1 pseudogene is annotated in these 566 nt (G+C 58.1%); it reads right to left on the reverse strand.

What is annotated here, in order from left to right:
* A pseudogene (locus AAC147_RS11265) lies at positions 1-566 on the reverse strand (integrating conjugative element protein); the annotation flags it as partial.

A 566-nucleotide genomic window follows, 5' to 3' on the forward strand; every position in this document is an offset into this window, starting at 1 on the left:
AGCTGTTCCGTATTGGTTTTGGTATGCGCTTCCAGCATCGGGGCAAACCCCGTGCCCGCGACGGTGGTGCCCGGCTGGTGTTTTGCACCACCACTGACACATTCTGCTGCCTGAGCACAGGTGCGGATGACCCGGTCGCCCAGCACGCTGACCACTGCTTCGGCCGCTTCACGGGCATTGCTGAATTTGCGGCAGGCACTGCCCTCACAATTTTGGGTGCTGACCGGCGACTGACTCAGTACCGGCAGCTGATTCATCATATTAAAGCCGGCACTGGCTAAATCGCGGGTCGGACGGATGGCATTCTGCCCCTTGCCGCCCTGTCGTTGTCCGCCAATCCACGGATGCCCGCTGGCACCGGTCGCTTTGCTGCCGGCGTTATTCACACGCACCGCATCACCATCGCCGCCATTAACCAACGTTTTGTATTCCTGCAAAGCCGCCGATTGCGTCCATTTGGTGTTCTGCGCAAAGTCCATCATTTTATTGGCCATCGCCCGGCAATTGAACTGGGCTTTATCGAACGCCACATTGGCCTGCAACACGCCATTGGTCAGCATGTCATA

Origin of the sequence: Xenorhabdus sp. NBAII XenSa04 (genome assembly GCF_963866145.1) — a bacterium.
Taxonomy (GTDB): domain Bacteria; phylum Pseudomonadota; class Gammaproteobacteria; order Enterobacterales; family Enterobacteriaceae; genus Xenorhabdus; species Xenorhabdus indica.